At 54.0% G+C, this 14,723-nt stretch carries 26 protein-coding genes; 7 read left to right on the top strand and 19 right to left on the bottom strand.

What is annotated here, in order from left to right; translation table 11 throughout:
- Nucleotides 1–13: 13 nt before the first annotated feature.
- From ACB039_RS02970 to ACB039_RS03005, 8 genes are all read right to left on the bottom strand, one after another.
- Nucleotides 14–373, bottom strand: a complete 360-nt coding sequence (locus tag ACB039_RS02970) for a hypothetical protein (protein WP_371165109.1) — start codon at nucleotides 371–373, stop codon at nucleotides 14–16.
- 22 nt (nucleotides 374–395) lie between these two features.
- Complete coding sequence (locus ACB039_RS02975) at nucleotides 396–593, bottom strand: hypothetical protein (protein ID WP_043129239.1); 198 nt, start codon at nucleotides 591–593, stop codon at nucleotides 396–398.
- Between the two features lie 42 nt (nucleotides 594–635).
- Complete coding sequence (locus ACB039_RS02980) at nucleotides 636–1,094, bottom strand: hypothetical protein (RefSeq protein WP_371165110.1); 459 nt, start codon at nucleotides 1,092–1,094, stop codon at nucleotides 636–638.
- A 414-nt stretch (nucleotides 1,095–1,508) separates the two neighbouring features.
- Nucleotides 1,509–1,694, bottom strand: coding sequence for a hypothetical protein (locus tag ACB039_RS02985; RefSeq protein WP_234690383.1), 186 nt, complete (start codon nucleotides 1,692–1,694; stop codon nucleotides 1,509–1,511).
- A gap of 37 nt (nucleotides 1,695–1,731) precedes the next feature.
- The gene (locus ACB039_RS02990) at nucleotides 1,732–2,286 is read right to left on the bottom strand and encodes a DUF2514 domain-containing protein (RefSeq protein ID WP_371165111.1); all 555 of its coding nucleotides are present in this window, start codon (nucleotides 2,284–2,286) and stop codon (nucleotides 1,732–1,734) included.
- Nucleotides 2,286–2,777 carry a lysozyme gene (locus ACB039_RS02995; protein WP_171269013.1) on the bottom strand — a complete coding sequence of 164 codons (492 nt, stop codon included), beginning with the start codon at nucleotides 2,775–2,777 and terminating at the stop codon, nucleotides 2,286–2,288. The genes ACB039_RS02990 and ACB039_RS02995 overlap by 1 nt, the downstream gene beginning before the upstream one ends.
- Complete coding sequence (locus tag ACB039_RS03000; RefSeq protein ID WP_041215975.1) at nucleotides 2,774–2,986, bottom strand: hypothetical protein; 213 nt, start codon at nucleotides 2,984–2,986, stop codon at nucleotides 2,774–2,776. The genes ACB039_RS02995 and ACB039_RS03000 overlap by 4 nt, the downstream gene beginning before the upstream one ends.
- 202 nt (nucleotides 2,987–3,188) lie before the next feature.
- A complete protein-coding gene (locus tag ACB039_RS03005) occupies nucleotides 3,189–3,338 on the bottom strand; it encodes a hypothetical protein (RefSeq protein WP_160175498.1) in 150 nt (49 codons plus the stop codon).
- 387 nt (nucleotides 3,339–3,725) lie between these two features.
- Between ACB039_RS03005 and ACB039_RS03010 the strand changes: the two genes are divergently transcribed.
- Nucleotides 3,726–4,058: a DUF4113 domain-containing protein gene (locus ACB039_RS03010; protein WP_371165113.1), complete on the top strand. Its 333-nt coding sequence runs from the start codon at nucleotides 3,726–3,728 to the stop codon at nucleotides 4,056–4,058.
- Here the strand turns inward: ACB039_RS03010 and ACB039_RS03015 are convergent.
- Genes ACB039_RS03015 through ACB039_RS03045 form a run of 7 tightly spaced genes read right to left on the bottom strand, consistent with a single transcriptional unit; the run spans nucleotide 4,030 to nucleotide 7,693 of the window.
- Nucleotides 4,030–4,377 carry a hypothetical protein gene (locus tag ACB039_RS03015; RefSeq protein ID WP_371165114.1) on the bottom strand — a complete coding sequence of 116 codons (348 nt, stop codon included), beginning with the start codon at nucleotides 4,375–4,377 and terminating at the stop codon, nucleotides 4,030–4,032. The two genes, ACB039_RS03010 and ACB039_RS03015, sit on opposite strands and share 29 nt — an antisense overlap.
- Nucleotides 4,378–4,434: 57 nt before the next feature.
- Nucleotides 4,435–5,133 carry a TIGR02642 family protein gene (locus ACB039_RS03020; RefSeq protein WP_371165115.1) on the bottom strand — a complete coding sequence of 233 codons (699 nt, stop codon included), beginning with the start codon at nucleotides 5,131–5,133 and terminating at the stop codon, nucleotides 4,435–4,437.
- Between the two features lie 21 nt (nucleotides 5,134–5,154).
- Complete coding sequence (locus ACB039_RS03025; protein ID WP_371165116.1) at nucleotides 5,155–5,919, bottom strand: phage antirepressor KilAC domain-containing protein; 765 nt, start codon at nucleotides 5,917–5,919, stop codon at nucleotides 5,155–5,157.
- Nucleotides 5,903–6,337, bottom strand: coding sequence for a hypothetical protein (locus ACB039_RS03030; RefSeq protein ID WP_371165117.1), 435 nt, complete (start codon nucleotides 6,335–6,337; stop codon nucleotides 5,903–5,905). The genes ACB039_RS03025 and ACB039_RS03030 overlap by 17 nt, the downstream gene beginning before the upstream one ends.
- Nucleotides 6,334–6,651: a Ref family recombination enhancement nuclease gene (locus tag ACB039_RS03035; protein ID WP_371165118.1), complete on the bottom strand. Its 318-nt coding sequence runs from the start codon at nucleotides 6,649–6,651 to the stop codon at nucleotides 6,334–6,336. The genes ACB039_RS03030 and ACB039_RS03035 overlap by 4 nt, the downstream gene beginning before the upstream one ends.
- On the bottom strand, nucleotides 6,648–7,088 hold the full coding sequence (locus ACB039_RS03040; protein WP_371165119.1) for a recombination protein NinB: 441 nt from the start codon (nucleotides 7,086–7,088) through the stop codon (nucleotides 6,648–6,650). The genes ACB039_RS03035 and ACB039_RS03040 overlap by 4 nt, the downstream gene beginning before the upstream one ends.
- Nucleotides 7,085–7,693 (bottom strand): Rha family transcriptional regulator, encoded by a 609-nt coding sequence (locus ACB039_RS03045; RefSeq protein WP_371165120.1) that lies wholly within the window; start codon nucleotides 7,691–7,693, stop codon nucleotides 7,085–7,087. The genes ACB039_RS03040 and ACB039_RS03045 overlap by 4 nt, the downstream gene beginning before the upstream one ends.
- Nucleotides 7,694–7,858: 165 nt before the next feature.
- Here ACB039_RS03045 and ACB039_RS03050 point away from each other — a divergent pair, with 165 nt between their 5' ends.
- Together ACB039_RS03050 and ACB039_RS03055 are read left to right on the top strand one after the other, a co-directional pair.
- Complete coding sequence (locus ACB039_RS03050) at nucleotides 7,859–8,479, top strand: hypothetical protein (RefSeq protein ID WP_371165121.1); 621 nt, start codon at nucleotides 7,859–7,861, stop codon at nucleotides 8,477–8,479.
- Between the two features lie 119 nt (nucleotides 8,480–8,598).
- Entirely contained in the window at nucleotides 8,599–9,546 is a 948-nt protein-coding gene (locus tag ACB039_RS03055) for an HNH endonuclease (protein WP_371165122.1), read from the top strand.
- A gap of 204 nt (nucleotides 9,547–9,750) precedes the next feature.
- On the opposite strand, the gene ACB039_RS03060 is transcribed toward ACB039_RS03055, so the two are convergent.
- Nucleotides 9,751–10,035: a hypothetical protein gene (locus tag ACB039_RS03060; RefSeq protein WP_371165123.1), complete on the bottom strand. Its 285-nt coding sequence runs from the start codon at nucleotides 10,033–10,035 to the stop codon at nucleotides 9,751–9,753.
- A 423-nt stretch (nucleotides 10,036–10,458) separates the two neighbouring features.
- Between ACB039_RS03060 and ACB039_RS03065 the strand changes: the two genes are divergently transcribed.
- The 4 genes from ACB039_RS03065 to ACB039_RS03080 all read left to right on the top strand — a co-directional run bounded on the left by ACB039_RS03065 (nucleotide 10,459) and on the right by ACB039_RS03080 (nucleotide 12,927).
- The gene (locus tag ACB039_RS03065; RefSeq protein WP_371165124.1) at nucleotides 10,459–10,854 is read left to right on the top strand and encodes a hypothetical protein; all 396 of its coding nucleotides are present in this window, start codon (nucleotides 10,459–10,461) and stop codon (nucleotides 10,852–10,854) included.
- A gap of 511 nt (nucleotides 10,855–11,365) precedes the next feature.
- Nucleotides 11,366–11,758, top strand: a complete 393-nt coding sequence (locus tag ACB039_RS03070; RefSeq protein WP_371165125.1) for a hypothetical protein — start codon at nucleotides 11,366–11,368, stop codon at nucleotides 11,756–11,758.
- Between the two features lie 90 nt (nucleotides 11,759–11,848).
- A complete protein-coding gene (locus ACB039_RS03075; protein WP_371165126.1) occupies nucleotides 11,849–12,493 on the top strand; it encodes a serine protease in 645 nt (214 codons plus the stop codon).
- Nucleotides 12,493–12,927 (top strand): hypothetical protein, encoded by a 435-nt coding sequence (locus ACB039_RS03080; protein WP_371165127.1) that lies wholly within the window; start codon nucleotides 12,493–12,495, stop codon nucleotides 12,925–12,927. The genes ACB039_RS03075 and ACB039_RS03080 overlap by 1 nt, the downstream gene beginning before the upstream one ends.
- Before the next feature lie 310 nt (nucleotides 12,928–13,237).
- Here ACB039_RS03080 and ACB039_RS03085 read toward each other — a convergent pair whose 3' ends face one another.
- The 3 genes from ACB039_RS03085 to ACB039_RS03095 are packed head-to-tail and all read right to left on the bottom strand — an operon-like array spanning nucleotide 13,238 to nucleotide 14,710.
- Nucleotides 13,238–13,729, bottom strand: a complete 492-nt coding sequence (locus tag ACB039_RS03085) for a hypothetical protein (protein WP_371165128.1) — start codon at nucleotides 13,727–13,729, stop codon at nucleotides 13,238–13,240.
- Nucleotides 13,707–14,468 carry a helix-turn-helix domain-containing protein gene (locus ACB039_RS03090; RefSeq protein ID WP_371165129.1) on the bottom strand — a complete coding sequence of 254 codons (762 nt, stop codon included), beginning with the start codon at nucleotides 14,466–14,468 and terminating at the stop codon, nucleotides 13,707–13,709. The genes ACB039_RS03085 and ACB039_RS03090 overlap by 23 nt, the downstream gene beginning before the upstream one ends.
- Nucleotides 14,465–14,710 carry a hypothetical protein gene (locus tag ACB039_RS03095; protein WP_234690363.1) on the bottom strand — a complete coding sequence of 82 codons (246 nt, stop codon included), beginning with the start codon at nucleotides 14,708–14,710 and terminating at the stop codon, nucleotides 14,465–14,467. The genes ACB039_RS03090 and ACB039_RS03095 overlap by 4 nt, the downstream gene beginning before the upstream one ends.
- Nucleotides 14,711–14,723 lie beyond the last annotated feature (13 nt).

Here is a 14,723-nt window from a genome sequence, read left to right on the forward strand (position 1 = left end):
GGTGATGCTGTAGTTATGTTCGTTCTTGCCATGCTGCGGTGATGGCGTTGACCTCTGCCCTGGCTGCGGCACGCTGCTGAATGTTTTCGGCCAGCATCCTCACATGACTGGGATCTGCAATCATTGCGCCCATCTCGACCAGCACGCCGTTGCGGTAAAGGCGGTATGGCTCGAGGAGCACGCGCTCAATGGTGACAGTAGCGGCGTAATCAGGTTCGATGTCATAACCAATTTGTCGCGATGGCCCCAGAACTGGCGGCAACTCGTATTGCGCCTCACGCCCTGAATCAACGGCGTCGCACACCTCCTGCGGCAATGAGCAATCGGCGATGTAAACCGCTTCCCCAGCCTCATTCTTGCGATAAATTCTCATTATTACTCCAGTGGAAGCAAGTTCAGGCGATCGGGCTTTCATCTTTTATCCACCGCTCAAGCTCTGTGATCTTTTCATCCCAACGCTTGAAGTCAGCCGTTGCACGTTCATCGTCAAGCCCCACATCTTCTACGCCAAACAGCTCTGACACCGAGCGAAGTTTGGCGATCGCCTCAATAGCCAAAATCCGTTGTGCGGCCTGACGCTCTCTTTGTTTCATGGCTGGCTCCTGCATGGGGGGTGAACTCTGGCTCGCATTTTATCACGACATCAGCCCGCCAGTCCCCATCCCCTGCAGCTCGGTGACCATCTCGCTGACGGGCGTTGCCTCGCTGCCGCCATCCTTCTCGAGCCGATCGGCTTCGGCGGTCAGCTTGCGGGCAGCAGCCCGGATGCGCCGAGTATCTTCCTCAATCTTCGGCACACTCACCTCGTCGATGCGCAGGGCGCTCAGGGTCCGCTCGATGGACTCAATCCGCTGGATGTTGCGGTCTAGGGCCTGCTCTGCTTTCAGGATCTTGTCGTAAAGCGCTATCCGGTCGGTCATCTCGGTGGCAGTGACCAGGTCCTGCTGCAGCCCCTTGAGCAGCTTGGTGACGGAGATGACGCGAGCCCGGGTGAAGTCCAGCTCGTCGCGCAGTTGCAACTCGCGGGCCTGGTCGAACAGCTCCTCGGCATCGAGGTACTTGGCATAACCGCCGTGGGTCTTGGCTATCTGCATGCCGGGCTTGATGTTGGCTGGCGGGTTAGGGTTGCCCTCATACTCACCACGGACGAAACGGCCGGAGCCATCACGCCCTTTGTTTTTCGAGGTCTGTTCAGGCTCGGGCTGGGATTGTGTAGATGAGGATGACTTCTCCCCTCTTCGCTCTCCCCCTTTCGCCTTGGCCTCATTTCCCTTGGCTTGCGCACTTTGCGCAGATTGCGCAGTTTTGCGCACTTCGGAATGCGCAGATTGCGCAGCTACGCGAGATTTGTCAGGTTGCGCAGGGGGTTGCCCCCGAGATTTCAAATAGCGACGCGCCGAGTTGTAGTTCAGGCCGCGGCTGTCACACCAGTCTTTCGCACTGATGCCGGTCGCTTCATGCTCTTGCAGGAACTCTGCATTGAGCTGTGCCCAGTCGGTCTTTGCCATTTAGAGAGATAGCTCGCCTTCAACGATGGTATCGCCGGGTACCGGCTTGTGGGCTGCAGCCACCACCACAGAAACACCGGAGGAAAGGACAACCACCGCCTCGGCTCCATCGTAGTGCTCAACGCGGGTGATAACCCCAGTCACATCGATACCGCTTTCCACTTCACTGCTCCAGTTCATCTGCATCACCTTCTCCCCTTCCCCAGAAAGACAAACCCCGCCGTTACTGGCGGGGTTTCATGGTCACGGTGCGCAGAGAGTCATAGGCCCGCTCGCAGGCTAGTCCTGACGCTCGAGCTCGGTCATACGCTGCTGCCAGCTCACCCGCTCTTTCGTCAGCCCGGCTGAGCAGGTCGGCGAGCACCATGGCAGGTTGTTCTGCTGCCTGGCCTCCTTGGGGAGCGCTGGAACCGCTGGCGCACTGACTTGTTCGGGCTGCCAGGCGGCGGGCTTGCTCGCGCAGCCGGCCAGACTCAAGGCCAGCAGCAACGGCATCAGCCTGCGCTTGGGCGATTTCTTCTTGTGCATGGTCTCTCACCTCATCGATTTCAGCCTGGCGGCGCTGTTCTTCCTCCCGGGCCTCCAGCTCTGCCTTGGTCCTGGCAGTAGCGAGGCGGGCAGCCTCTTCATTCCACTTCGCCTGCCAGGTCTTGCGCTCTCCCTCCTCCCCAGCAGCATGGCCGGAGCGATAGAGCGCCACCCCACCGCCGGCCAGGGCAGCTATCACCAGGGCGCCGGCCAGGAACGGCAGCGTCTTGCTCTGCGGAGTCACTCCCATCACCCCCCCTTGCACTTAGCATTAAGGCGCAGCCGGTCTTTCCAGAGCCCGGGGCAGACCCGGTTTCCTGGCGCCGAGCAGTCCTGGTTACCGGCACGCTTGAACAGCAGGATCGCCTCGCAGGCACCTGGGTAGTCACTAGCGTTCAGGCGCTTCACGATGGTGGAGCGGCAGAAGGCGCCGGGGCCGATGTTGTGGGAGAGCTCGACATAGGCGTCGAACTCATACTGGTGGAGTGGCACCTTGATGCAGGCCTTGAGGGCATCCTCGAACACCCGCACCTCCCGAAGGCTCCTGTTCACCGCAGCGACGGGCGTGATGGTGTCACCCATCTTGACCCCTTCGGTGCTCCCAAAGCCGATGGTGGGGAGCTTGGTACCGTGTACCGGGTCGGGGTAAGCCGTCGGCTCAAACCCCTCCCGATTCAGGAGCCCCACAAAGCCCGCTGCACTCAGGCTGAGCGCGGCAATGGCAATGCGGACCTTGTTCATTTTGCACCTCCCTGCTGGCGGCGCGGCTTGATGATGTTCGACCAGATAAACCAGCCCATCTGAACCGCTATCCACATCAACGTGGCAGCCAGCACCCAGTCATTGAGCGAGTACCCGGCCAGCGTCATACCGGACACCACCACCGGCGGTGCGCTCTTTGCCACCCCCGCGGCAGCCGCAGCCGTCGCGAGATCTTCTTCTTTCCCCATGCATCGCTCCTCCAGAAACGACAAAGCCCGCACGAGGCGGGCCAGAAATGAAAAAGGCCAGGGTCGGTGAGACTCTGGCCATGTTGGGGCAATACTAACGCTGGGGCCGTAGGGTTTCAACCATCGGCATTACAAGCTAACCATCGACAATGCCGGACAAGAGCATCGATACGGCTCTAAGTAATGACATCAACGTTATCCATTAATCATCATCATCGTAGTCATCATTCACAGCAGATTGACAACCGCAGTCTTCAATAGGGCCGCCATAGAAATCATCTTTGCCGTCATCATCTTCCCACATTGAAGTGGTGCAATAGCAGTATTGACACTGATAGTGATGGGTAGACATCACAGGACTCCTTTTCTGTGTATCATTGCAACAAAATCGGCCAACTAAGTCACTTAGCCAGCCAAAATCAATGGTAGGGTTCATTAGCATGTATCGCCATAGATTTAACCAACGCCGATTGTGAGCGTCTATTTTTAGTTACCTCGACGCTCTCGTGGCATTGGCTCACCTACTAGCAGTTTTGCCAATTGCGGAATTAGGTAGGCTCGAGCCAGCTCAGGATCCCGGCCCCCCAACCAAGCAACCAAGCGTCGTAGTCTTCAGGCGGCACAATGACCAGGCTCCGCTTCTCGTCCCCAAGCTTGTGCATTCGCCGCAACAGCGGGTGCGTGTCGGCGTTGATCGTGAGCTGGGAGAAACTGAAGGTGTAGCCCTGCTCCTCCTGCCATGCCCACCAATGACACCCGAGCGCTGCTGGCCCTGATACCCCAACTACTCCCCCGTATCTGGCGCGGCGAGCAGCGTTATCAGAAGGGCGGCGTCATGCTGGCCGACTTTACCCCAGCCGACATGCAGCAGGGTGACCTGTTCGCTGCTGAGCAGCAATCGCCCCGCAGCGAGGCACTGATGCAGGTGATTGACCAGATCAACCAGGGCCGGTTGGGCAAGGTGTACTTCGCGGCAAGGGGCCGGGATACAAGGGAGTGGATGATGAAGCGGGAGCAGCTTAGCCCCCGCTACACCACATGCCTCAGCGAGCTCCCCGAGGTGAAGGCATAGCCTTGGAAAGGCGGGCCAGCTTTGAGCGCAGCACATTCAACCTGGGGGGATGGGATAGAACCGGCGGCTCGGGGTGGATCGCCAGGACCTTGATAAACACTCGCTTTGAGCTTCTCTTGCCCACCTCACGCTTGCAGCTTCTCGACTCCGCCAGCGTGTCCACATAGCGGAGGGACCGGAGGTAGACGACTGCCTCGCGGGCTACCTCAGCAGAGACACCCAGCCGTTCGGTCACCTCGTAAAAGTCAAAGAAATCGCCGTGGAGCAGCCCCCAACCGGCGATCTGAAGAGCGAAAGGTTTCAGCTTACTTTCTTCCATCATCCTCATCCGTGAGCCAATGCAGATACAACTCATAGCATCACAGCCGGGGTTTACTCAAGCAGCCCGCATTTCCCTCACCTGCCGGTCCATGATTCGAGACAGGTCAGACGCTTGGTGGATCACCTCATCAACAGCGCGCTCTACGGCATGCCGCATCTCCTGCCCGAACCGGCGCGACACCAGCTCTACGTGTGGCACGACCCGGCCGGTGCCGTGGCACTTGGGGCAGTCGTCACCCTTGCGCGGGCGGATCCCGGTGCCATTGCAGTGCGGGCAGCGCCCTGACCGGAGCATCTCGGCGACACAGTGGTCGCGGGCCAACTGCAGGATCTCGTTCCGCTCACCCAGCAGGCGCTGGTACTCATGATCATTGCCAGCGCGGTGAGCCCGCTTGGCCTTCTCCATCACCACGGCCGCCCGGCGGCGTTCCTTGTCATAGTGCGGGTGGGACAGCACCAGGCGCTCCAACTGCTCAGGCAATGGGCGGCGCAGCAGGATAGCCAGCGCCATGCAGCCGACCTCGTCATCACCCAGGGTTGCGCAGAAGTGAGTCAGCAACCCCTGAATGGCTTGCTCATCCATAAGGTGATCAGCCATCAGATACTGGTACCCCTGGGGATTGCTCTTGGCTGCGACCTGCAAGGCACCAAGAAACTCATCGCGGCCCAGACTGCTGGCATTACCGGAGGATGGCTCGTGGAGTGCTCCTTTCGGTGAAAATAGGCGCAGAACCATTTCCAATGCATTACTCATGTTCAGTCCTCCTCTGGATGGTTAGGCAGCACGAGCCTGCAGATGGCCGGCGGTGAGGAGCTTGTGGGTCAACCACTGCTGCCCTTTGCCGGTAATCGTTGGGGAGAAGGCAAGACGGGTCTCGCCGTTTATCTCATAGGGTTTTTCGATGACCTCGAAGTAGCCTTGGTCAAGATACTGCTGGTAAGGCAGGTTGTGGCGGTTGCCCCCCTTCATCAAGATCTGCATCTCACGCAGGATGGTGAAAATCTTCTTGGGGCCAATACCAGCAGCCTTGGCAAAGTTGCCGAGAAGAACTCCCTTATCAGCTCCGGCCACCCGATCGGCAAAATCGGCCTTTGGAGCCTGAATGGCGATTTGTTCTTGAGCTCTCTGTAGCTCCACGGTTTTGCGCTCAATAACGGACTGGGCCACCATCAGCGCCTTCGCCATGATCAGTTCAGGGGTGTCTTGCTCTTGGCCAACGATATAGCCTCCATTCTTTCGAATGCTGGGCAAAACCTCACCCACTACCCATTCTTCAAAACGTTCAGAGCTCTCGAGCTTAGAGCGCATGATCAGACGATACACATCGCGCTCTGGGATTGCGGATAGGTGTCTGACCTGCCCCGTCGTTTCGACGGGGCAGGTTTTTGCAGCCTTGCAGTGACGGCGAATGGCTTGGTCGGTATCTGTATAGCCAAGAGCGGAAGCCACATCCGCAGCAACGAACCAGGGCTCTCCCTGCTCATCGGTGACGATACGGATGCTATGGCCTTCAAAGGCTTTGCTAATCAAGTTGGTCATGGTCGGGTCCTTGGTTATTGGTCTGTTCAAATGCTTTCAGCAGCCAGGCGCGCAGCTGGCTGGTCTTGATGTGTTCGGGGGTAACTTCCAAGACGGTCCACCCAAGCAGGGCAGCCTCGTTCATCTTGGCTCGGTCTTCTACGAATCCCCTCCCCCGGGTGTGCCGGCCGCCGGAGTGGATCCCGCCGTGGACCTCAAGGGCGATCATGCGGGTAGGCCAGGCGTAGTCGAATCGCCATTTGCGCTTGGGATGGAACAGCAGCTCGGTGACGGGATCAGGGAAGCCGGCCAGTTGGGCCAGCACCTTGTCGTGCAGGGAAGTGACCTGCTTGACCTTGCGCACCTGGCTGGCGACGTTCCTGACTTTTGGGCTGTTACCCAGCAACCGGGCCGCATCGAGGGCGGTGAGGTGGATCATGCCGCCCTCCCGATGGTGTTCTTGCGCAGTTCGGTGACTTCTCTGGCCACCTGCTCCAGCAGGGCCTCCTCGCTACCGTGCTCCTGCTGCCATGTGCGTGGGGCGGCATGGAAGCCCGTGGGGTAACAGGCCCGGTGGTGCCGCGGGCAGAGGGGAAGCACCAGGGTGTGAGCGGCACGCTGCGCCATCCCAGCGCCAGAGCGCACATGGTGGATTTCGGCGGGGCTCGGCCCCAGGCCTGCATTGCGACATGCAACACAGCCCAGGGAGGCGACGTCGGAGAGATGCTGCTTATCAGCCTTGGTCTTGCTCATGCAGCCCTCCCGTAGGCGGCCACCCAGTCGAAGCCTCGGCGGGATTCATCCCCGAACTTCACGCCCTGCTCAGCACCAAAAGCCTGGGCGAGCTCGATGAGGTCACGCATCTCGCGCACGGTCATCTTGGAGGTGGACTTGCCCAGCACTACGAAGCCATTGCCGTCGATATTCGGCACAACGTCCTGCTGGTACAGCGCGGCGCTGAGCACATGCTTCCAATCCTCCTTGGTGAGCTTGCGGCCGTGCCAGACCACCTGCTCGGCGATATCGGTCATGACAGCCCAGAACAGAGCGTTCTGGGCCAGGGAGCGGGTCATCTCTTTGACTTCGACGACCAGCGGCTTGTCCTGGTCAACCGGCAGGCCAGCGACCAACTGGCAAGCACGGGACCGGATTTCAGGGCTGCGGAGGAAATACTTGGGGTAGGAGTTCATGCCGCATCTTCCCCTGTTAGTTCAAGGGAAAGCTGGGATCTGGCTTCGAGCTGGGCTTGTTCTAGGCACAGTGCCCGCTTCTCGATGCGCCGCCGGGCCAAGCCCTGCCCATGGAAAGTGCCGTTGGAAACGGAGACTGCTTCACGCTTGGTGAAGTCGTGCAGGAGCTGCTGCAGTTCCTGCTTCTCGTAAAGCTGCCCTATGGCCCAGTTGAAGGCCAGGATGTAGAGCTCTTTGAGCTGGGCAGCTTTCTTACCGGTGAAGCCCATCACGAGGAAGACCATTCCATCTTTTGTCATGTGGCATTCACGGCGAGGATCGCCATTTTTATCAATGAAATCAGCGAAGTCAAAATTGGCAGCCTTAAAATGTGCTGAGCATGATAGGCGATCGATCGCTTTCAGAACGTTGTGATGTTCCTTGCCAAACAGCTCAGCAATTTGACGGGAGGTAGTGAACACCTCCGCCTCCTGGGCACTCACCAGCTTCTTGAACAGCTCGATCTGCTCGGGGCTGTACTGAGGGGGGATAGGCTTGATGCTGTGGATACTGCCGCAGCCGCGAGGGCGTGCAGCAGATAGATCTCGGGTATGTGGTTTGGTCATGGTATGGGTCCTTTGGTTACTCAAAGCCGGGTGGTCTAGGTCCGGCATTGGCAATGGTACCCACTCTTGAGAATTTCTGTCACGCACAACAAAACCATTCAGAACACTATGAGTCCCTTGTATGATTGACTTTCATTCATCGCCTTATCGATTAAGAGATTGTTCATGTTCGAACTTATAGAGAAAGCAATGGCTCATTTACAGTCAGGCAACTACGCAATCCTGTTCGCAGTCATCATCGCAAGCCTTATATATAAATTATTCCCTTTATTTGATGCTTATCATGCACACAGAAAGCGGCGAGTAACTGACCTGGAAAACACTATTAAGAGTGAATACATAAGCTCACCTTTCAAGAAAAACCTTAAAGAAGAGATTGAGAGTGAACATTTTAAAATAGTTTATGGTGTCAGAGCGAAGAAAACAGTGATAGATCAAGTATTCATGTTGCATAGTAAAATAGAAGGGGAAAGGACACTTAGTCAATTTGCTAATGCGCTAAAACTCTACCCGAAAATAATCAGAGGCAGTGATGGCAAGTTTCGGCTTAAAGCTAGCCTTATAGATTATTTCTTTGGGCTATATCATCTCTTTTTTGGATTTCTTTTCTTGATACTAGGGTTAATTGCATTATTTCATCAAATCGACAGAGGATTGTTTTCTCTGAATGGCCGCCCTTTAACTCTAATAGTTATCATGATTATTGGGGGTATTTACATGCTCTATATGGGCACCCCAGTATATTCATTGACAACCATAAACCGAACACTTAAAAACAGGACTTAGTGTTGCGCTGCTGTTAACCGAAATCCCCAACAACGAAGTTTGACGCCCCTCTACATATGGAACCATTCGAGTTACCATGAGGTCCTTTATCCGTGGTCAGAAGTCTCTAGGGGATTACAGTGGCATTCTGGTGGGTCAACCATAAGCAAACGTACAGCGCAGAAGTCGGGGGCGGCTACATCTGGTCGCCCAAGACGAACCGAAACGGCTCGAAGAATCAGACCTATATCAACCTCACGCTGACCCGGCCCGGAGACGTTGTTATCTCCTACGCCGGCGGGCTTATCAAGGCCATCGGCCTAGTAGCAGCCCCTTGCAGCGAGAAGTCTAAGCCCTCTGAATTCGGCAGCGCCGGCGATTCCTGGTCCGATACTGGCTGGGAAGTTCTTATCGACTGGGAGCTGCTGGAGAAGCCGATTCGCCCGAAGGACCATCTGGAGTTGATCTCTCCCCTCCTCCCATTGAAGAACTCGCCCTTGCAGGCCAGTGGGAACGGTAACCAGGGATGCTATCTTGCTGCCATCAACAATGAGCTGGGCAGCCTGCTGCTCTCACTGGCCAACCGCGTGAATCCTTTCTTTTCTGATGATATCGAGCAACATCAGGCCGAACTGGAAGGCGATGCCATCGAGGCGGACATCAAGGCCTCTACCCTGGAAGTCACAGAGAAGCTGCAGCTCTCCAAATCTCGCATCGGCCAGGGTCTATTCCGCAGTAACCTCGAGGCGATTGAGCCTGCCTGCCGGGTCACCGGCGTCACCAACAAGGCCCTGCTCATTGCCAGCCACATTAAGCCCTGGTCTAAGTGCGACAACAACGCCGAACGCCTGGATGGAAACAATGGCCTGCTGCTTTCCCCTCACATCGACAAGCTGTTCGACCGGGGTTGGATTACATTCACTGATGCCGGCGACCTGCTGTGTGCCGAGCCCGACATCGCGCAGGCCCTGCTGCAGTGGGGCATTGAACTGCCCCTGAATGTCGGCCCGTTTAGCCCCAAACAGGCAGCATTCCTCGAATATCACCGTGACACGATTTTCAAAGCCGACCCCGTCGCAGCGGCCTGATGCCCTCCTCCGGAGCGGGTACTTCTATCCCGCCCCCCTACAGCAACCCTGAAAATCTGAGATCCCATCCTGATTATAGAAAACAAGCAACCACCATCGACGGCCTCATACGAGAAACTTTGTTGACAAAGACCCCATATATTGAAGAGGTCCTATAGGCCCAAGGCTTGGAGCCGTAGGTACCAGGCCCCTCTTCTCACATACCTACTTGTTAACGGTCCGGGCTTCCGACCATCCAGAGCTGATCGTCGAATGGAGAGGCATCATAGGTGCCTCCTGAGGATCTCCGCCGGCGTTGATGATTGCCTCTTTGGTTGGCACACCTTCAGAACCGAGCAACTTGTGCAACCCCTCTAGCGAAACGAAGCTCTTAAACCCCCGGTCTTGTGCAGCCTTTTCAAGCAGTGCTTCATGGGTTAGCTCTACACCACTATTGACCCACAGCTGCGCCATTTCTTCACACAAGCGAAGATGTTCGCTCATATTCATACAGATTCTCCTTAAGTTGGTTACATAGGCAGCCAATGGCTTGCCGTAATTACAGGACAATCGATAGCCGCTTAAAAACTGCCCAACATTTCTACTGCTGTCAAGTGACTCTCACCCATTGCTACAGGCAGGCTACTTTGCCCTCCCACGACCCAGGGGTATGTTCCTCTGCAGAATCTGTGATCCCCTCTCAAATCTCCCTTCTTTTCGCTCAACAATCGGCATCGTTTGAGATACGATTTCCGCACGGTGCCCAAGCTCCATGCAAGGCCTACCCATGACAAGGAACTGTCATCTGATCACAGGTCAAAAGCAGCATCTGGGGGCTGTAACCTAAGGGCGGTAGCAATTGCATTAGCTCCTACTACCCTTCTATTGGCACGACATGGACATGTTTATCCACTGCTGACAAGGAGAAACCCTATGGGTGAATGGTCAGAGTATTTTGAAGACTTCCCGGAAGAGAACCCGGCAAACTGGGTTAACGGACAGTTCAATCCTCAGCTGGCGCAAGAGATTCGTGATCATGAGGATAGGTTGAGAGGAGCCACCAACAAAGCCAGCTCAGAAATCAATGCCGTCATCATGAACGCATGGCTTAAAAAGAAAGAGGCAGCGTATCTCCTGACTGAAGACTGTCCACAGTGTGGCCTTCATGAACTGAGTACCTACAAAATTAGCAACACCTTCTACCTTTGCGAATGCCAGGACTGTGGTATCCACGGCAGAGGCGAGACTCATGCCCTGGCACTTAAAAGTACCTTAGATGCCATAGGTGATGGGCTTGACTGGAGAGATAATACAATTCAGTTGGAGTAATACATAGCCCTCTCAAACTACCCACTTCACAGCTCAAAAGCAGTATTCTGGGTACTGTAATCAAGAGCTACAGCAAGTTCTAGTTCTAACCACGCACAGATCCGATAGATTATCTTTATACTCTTTTCTTCGAAACAAACCTCAGTAGCGTTTAGTTATTTGTCAAATAAATTCATTCTCCAACATATTTAACTAATTTATACTCATGTAAGCTGGAAACACTATTTATAGCAGTAAACAAGGAAATTTATAGCAATGGCAATAGATAGAAACGAAATAGCTAGAAAACTCAACGAGAAAGGAGCAATACGACCATGCCACAGATGTGGCACGAACTCATTTACCGTTCTCGAAGGATTCTCAAATATACACTTCCAAGATGACTTCAATGCAGGGCTTGTTATAGGAGGGCCTTCCGTTCCAGTTGTCCATATTGTATGCAATAACTGTGGTGCAATTACACCTCATGCGCTAGGAGCTCTCAATATGCTACCTCGAGAGGAAGAAAAAAATGGATGACAACGGTACTTCTCAGACTGCGAGCTATAATACTGACGGTGAAAATAGATTTGTTGATCGACGAAGATCAAATATCAAATCTGATCTTATAGAAATAACAGAAGATAAACTGGAAAACATTCTTCTTAAATACTTGAAGAGAATGGGTACACGACGAGCGTGGCTTGCCCCAATTGGTTTGCTTATCTCCGTAGTATTGGCAAACGTCTCTGCTACCTTTAATGAAAAATTCGGCGTTGCGGCGAGCACCTGGGAGGCTATATTTATCCTTGCTGCAATAGCGTCCGGAGTTTGGTTTATAGCTAGCATAGTAATAATGATAACTCACTGGCGTGAGAGTTCATTAGAATCGTTGATTTCACGAATAAAGAATGCCGAAAATTAATAATGAAATCTATATATCTCACTGTCCTATAATTTATTTCTCACTTTTATTTTTTATCAGTGAGTTATAAGAAAATAACAAGGGTATATTATGGATGTATTTACTCAATTCGTTGCAATTGTTGGACGCATGACCCCTAGCCATGTTGAAATGCTTGGGACTGCCTTTATGATTTCAAGTAATGGTTCTTATGCAACTTCACGACATGTAATTGGCAATGACCCTAACGGTTTGGTTATATTGGCTCCGAATATTAAAAGAATTGATGAATATCAAGATGTTTCAGATACAAGCTGTCAGCCACTAAGCGTTACTGTATTAGAGATAGATCCTATAAAAGATCTGGCAATAATAAAAGCAGATATAAGCTATAATGGTTTTTTTCCTGCTTTAGCTTCTCTTGACGAGGTAGCTGTTGGAGAAAATGTAGGAATATTTGGCTACCCACACTGCACAGAAGGGCGTCGTGTCCTTACCTTTCAAAGTACGGCTATTGGCGCAAAAATTCTTCTTGAGTCGAGTTCTATCAAGAGTAAACATGCAGTGCTTAACATTCAATCTCGTCCTGGGCAATCAGGATCTATGGTGTTTAGTCCACGACTACAAAAGGTGGTTGGCTTGCTCGTTGGAACTTATGCCCCACAGTTTGGCATTTCTCTTGGAGGAATAAACCCAGCGGAACTAAATCAAACAACCCACATCATATCAGCTGAATATATTCAGGAGATGATGTAATGAGCGAACTAAACACTCTTCCAACATTCAGTTTAGATGAGCTTTTGTCAGCATTGAAACCATATCAAAAGACCTCAATAGAGTCTCTTATTTCTGCGCATGGGGAAGAAGATGCGGCAAAAAAATGGCTAGCGGCAAATGGTCCTTCAAGCACACAACAATTTGGAGGACAGCCACAAGGGGATCCACGACCATTCTGGGATCGCCTTATGGCTGAATTTCGTCTATTTATCTGTGGGAATATAAAATATAAAAAAGACAGAGATAAGCTTCTTGCCCAAGCAACCCCGACTGCGATGTTCATCGTCTCTGGAATTAGTAGTGTTATTGCTTCAACATTAGGGCTCGCAGCAGCCTTGATCACTCCCGCAATTGCAATTTTACTCCATGTAGTAGGTAAAGTAGGAGTAAATGCATGGTGCGAGACTGGCTGATAACATAGTTAATAATTATACTGAAAGGAATCGTCAATTAAACATTGGTGATTTTATAAGAATAAAATCCATGAAGTACCTTAAAAGGTTATTCGCTAGTAATCCAGCTACCGTTGCAGGTTCTGGTTCAGGGGCTTTTCCTTAAAGCCCTTGTAATTACATAACAACATCCAGTGCGCGCCAAATAAGCAGTAGTGACTTGTATACCACCATCATCGGTGCTATCTCTGGCCAATTAAAGATGGCGAGAACTCCGCCCCAATATCTTCCCAAGCCATTAGCAGCACAACCCCTCTCGGTTCCATTTCACTCATACAACCTTCTCCATCACAGTCACTCCCTGGCGCACCTTTTCAACCAGCACCTGCTGCAGCTCCTTAGCCACAGTGTCCGTCGGTACTGCTCTCTCCCGCAGAAACACCCGAACCTCAGCCTCCATCTCACACGCCCTCATCGATACCTGGCAACCGTCCACAGGGGCAGCTCGGTAAGCCGGGCTTCGCTGCAAGATTGCAGCCCTCACCTCTGCCGGGCGCGGCGCGAACTGCCGATCGGCATCCTCCCCAAGCTGCAGCACAGCCTCGCGAATCTGCTGCGCATTGAAGCCCCTGAGCATGCTGCCCCAGGCCAGCGCCACGCCGCGGGCATTGCTGTCCAGCTGGTTGGCACTGGCAGGCCAAAGTCCGGCCATCAGCGGCAGCAGCTCCTCGGCCAGGAATACCGACATACGGGCGCTTACCTGCAGCGGCTCCCCTGGAGCACTCAGGGCCGTCGGCTCGTTAGAGCGGAGTGCTGTCGTCATAGACCCCCCTCCCCGACTCTCTAAGTGCCTGAGCGGCCTGCTGGGCGGCCTGGATATTGGCCAAGGGCTTCCGCTGTGCTGCCGTTCGGAACGAGCTGGCTGCCCGGCGTATCCAGTTTCGCCAGGTCTTCTCCCAGTCCAGCTTGACGGCCTTGGCGCCGGGCAGCGCCTGCCAGTAATCGGCGAACGTAGCCGCCTCCAACAAAATCCGCTCTCTGGGGAGGCCTGTCTCCTGGATAGCCCACCTCCCCCACTCGCCAGGCAGTCTCCAGTCATTCGGCAAACGGGTACCTCGTCGTGGCGTCCCGCTGTCAGGGCATTTTTCCCCCTGGGGGGATACAGGGGGGATCTTTGGATCAATGACTGGTTCTAAAGAGTTACTGATTCTATGTGCATCTCCTGCACCACCCCCTAGTGCAGCTCCTGCACTACCCTGGTGAATCTCCTGCACCTCTGGATGTGCAGCTCCTGCACCATCCAATGTCAGCACATAGACGTTCGATCTCTTCCCTTGAGGTCCTACCCGAGACTCCTTAGTCAGGAGCCCCGAATCACATAGCGCATCGATATGATTAATCACTGAGCGCCGGGAGATCTCACACTGATCTGCAATGTGTTGGTACGACGGCCAGCATTCGCCTGTATCGCTGGCGTTGTCCGCCAGCTTGATCAGCACCAACTTCCGAAGTGGATTACCCACCTTGATGCTCATGGCCTTGGCCATCAGTAGCATGCTCATGCCGCAACCTTCCCTTTCTTCTTATCTGCCCTCGCCTGCTGGCGCTGTTTCTTCTGGACCAGCTTGGCCATGCGCTTGGCGACCCGTAGACATTCCGAGAACACCGCCCCTTTCCGGAAACCCGATGTTTTCTCGTAGTGGCTCACAGCCTCTTTGCAGGCCAGGTGGGTAGCTTCATCAGAATATCCGTCGGCAAGCAGGAGCTGGCGCACGTGGCGATCGATGAACTCTTTAGGATGCATGGGCCACCCCCTG

Source organism: Aeromonas sp. S2(2024) (assembly GCF_041402505.1).
In the GTDB taxonomy this organism is placed as follows: Bacteria; Pseudomonadota; Gammaproteobacteria; order Enterobacterales; family Aeromonadaceae; genus Aeromonas; species Aeromonas media.

Bases quoted from the DNA above. Each gene is read 5' to 3' on its own strand.
- ACB039_RS02970 (WP_371165109.1), bottom strand. From the start codon at position 373: ATGAGAATTTATCGCAAGAATGAGGCTGGGGAAGCGGTTTACATCGCC.
- ACB039_RS02975 (WP_043129239.1), bottom strand. From the start codon at position 593: ATGAAACAAAGAGAGCGTCAGGCCGCACAACGGATTTTGGCTATTGAG.
- ACB039_RS02980 (WP_371165110.1), bottom strand. From the start codon at position 1,094: ATGCAGATAGCCAAGACCCACGGCGGTTATGCCAAGTACCTCGATGCC.
- ACB039_RS02985 (WP_234690383.1), bottom strand. From the start codon at position 1,694: ATGCAGATGAACTGGAGCAGTGAAGTGGAAAGCGGTATCGATGTGACT.
- ACB039_RS02990 (WP_371165111.1), bottom strand. From the start codon at position 2,286: ATGGGAGTGACTCCGCAGAGCAAGACGCTGCCGTTCCTGGCCGGCGCC.
- ACB039_RS02995 (WP_171269013.1), bottom strand. From the start codon at position 2,777: ATGAACAAGGTCCGCATTGCCATTGCCGCGCTCAGCCTGAGTGCAGCG.
- ACB039_RS03000 (WP_041215975.1), bottom strand. From the start codon at position 2,986: ATGGGGAAAGAAGAAGATCTCGCGACGGCTGCGGCTGCCGCGGGGGTG.
- ACB039_RS03005 (WP_160175498.1), bottom strand. From the start codon at position 3,338: ATGTCTACCCATCACTATCAGTGTCAATACTGCTATTGCACCACTTCA.
- ACB039_RS03010 (WP_371165113.1), top strand. From the start codon at position 3,726: ATGCCCACCAATGACACCCGAGCGCTGCTGGCCCTGATACCCCAACTA.
- ACB039_RS03015 (WP_371165114.1), bottom strand. From the start codon at position 4,377: ATGGAAGAAAGTAAGCTGAAACCTTTCGCTCTTCAGATCGCCGGTTGG.
- ACB039_RS03020 (WP_371165115.1), bottom strand. From the start codon at position 5,133: ATGAGTAATGCATTGGAAATGGTTCTGCGCCTATTTTCACCGAAAGGA.
- ACB039_RS03025 (WP_371165116.1), bottom strand. From the start codon at position 5,919: ATGACCAACTTGATTAGCAAAGCCTTTGAAGGCCATAGCATCCGTATC.
- ACB039_RS03030 (WP_371165117.1), bottom strand. From the start codon at position 6,337: ATGATCCACCTCACCGCCCTCGATGCGGCCCGGTTGCTGGGTAACAGC.
- ACB039_RS03035 (WP_371165118.1), bottom strand. From the start codon at position 6,651: ATGAGCAAGACCAAGGCTGATAAGCAGCATCTCTCCGACGTCGCCTCC.
- ACB039_RS03040 (WP_371165119.1), bottom strand. From the start codon at position 7,088: ATGAACTCCTACCCCAAGTATTTCCTCCGCAGCCCTGAAATCCGGTCC.
- ACB039_RS03045 (WP_371165120.1), bottom strand. From the start codon at position 7,693: ATGACCAAACCACATACCCGAGATCTATCTGCTGCACGCCCTCGCGGC.
- ACB039_RS03050 (WP_371165121.1), top strand. From the start codon at position 7,859: ATGTTCGAACTTATAGAGAAAGCAATGGCTCATTTACAGTCAGGCAAC.
- ACB039_RS03060 (WP_371165123.1), bottom strand. From the start codon at position 10,035: ATGAATATGAGCGAACATCTTCGCTTGTGTGAAGAAATGGCGCAGCTG.
- ACB039_RS03065 (WP_371165124.1), top strand. From the start codon at position 10,459: ATGGGTGAATGGTCAGAGTATTTTGAAGACTTCCCGGAAGAGAACCCG.
- ACB039_RS03070 (WP_371165125.1), top strand. From the start codon at position 11,366: ATGGATGACAACGGTACTTCTCAGACTGCGAGCTATAATACTGACGGT.
- ACB039_RS03075 (WP_371165126.1), top strand. From the start codon at position 11,849: ATGGATGTATTTACTCAATTCGTTGCAATTGTTGGACGCATGACCCCT.
- ACB039_RS03080 (WP_371165127.1), top strand. From the start codon at position 12,493: ATGAGCGAACTAAACACTCTTCCAACATTCAGTTTAGATGAGCTTTTG.
- ACB039_RS03085 (WP_371165128.1), bottom strand. From the start codon at position 13,729: ATGACGACAGCACTCCGCTCTAACGAGCCGACGGCCCTGAGTGCTCCA.
- ACB039_RS03090 (WP_371165129.1), bottom strand. From the start codon at position 14,468: ATGAGCATGCTACTGATGGCCAAGGCCATGAGCATCAAGGTGGGTAAT.
- ACB039_RS03095 (WP_234690363.1), bottom strand. From the start codon at position 14,710: ATGCATCCTAAAGAGTTCATCGATCGCCACGTGCGCCAGCTCCTGCTT.